General features: G+C 72.7%; 1 protein-coding gene. It reads right to left on the reverse strand.

Features of this window, described 5'->3' with window-relative positions:
* On the reverse strand, nucleotides 1-735 hold a 735-nt coding region (locus TR48_RS36695; protein WP_042374972.1), incomplete at both ends, for a polyketide synthase dehydratase domain-containing protein.

The following is a 735-nucleotide window of genomic DNA, read 5'->3' on the forward strand; positions in this document are numbered from 1 at the left end:
GCGTCCTCCGACCGCGAGTACACGCTGATCCCCCGCCGACCGTCCTCGTCGGACGCACCGACCGAGACCTGCACCTGGACCCCGCCACGCTCGGGCAGGACCAGCGGCGCCTCCAGCGTCAACTCCTCCACCAGCCCGCAACCGACCTGGTCACCCGCACGGATCGCCAACTCCACGAACGCCGTCCCCGGCAGCAGCACCACCTCGCCGACGGCGTGATCGCCCAACCACGGGTGCGTGTCCAGCGCCAGGCGCGCGGTGAAGAGCAGGCCGTCGGCGTCAGCCAGGCCGACGAAGGCGCCCAACAGCGGGTGCTCGGCCAGGTCGAGGCCGAGCTGCCCGGCCGCTGCCTCGCCGACCAGGATCGGCGGCGCCTCCAGCCAGTAGTGCTCGTACTGGAAGGCGTAGGTGGGCAGTTCGACGCGCCTGGCGCCGGTGTCGGCGAAGACCGCCGACCAGTCGAGCTTGACCCCGCGCACGAACAGCTGGGCGAGCCCCGCCGTGAACGTCTCGGCCTCCGCCCGGTCGCGACGCAGCACCGGTGCGAACAGGGCGTCCTCGGTCACGCAGTCCTGGGCGAGCGCGGAGAGCGTCCCGTCCGGGCCCAACTCCAAGAACGTGCGCACGCCTTCGCGCTCCAGGGTCGCGATCGCGTCGCGGAAGCGCACCGCCTCGCGGACGTGGCGCACCCAGTACTCGGGCGAGGTGAGATCGGCGTCCTGGTCCAGCGTCGAG

It is taken from the genome of Streptacidiphilus neutrinimicus (genome assembly GCF_000787815.1).
Lineage (GTDB): Bacteria > Actinomycetota > Actinomycetes > Streptomycetales > Streptomycetaceae > Streptacidiphilus > Streptacidiphilus neutrinimicus.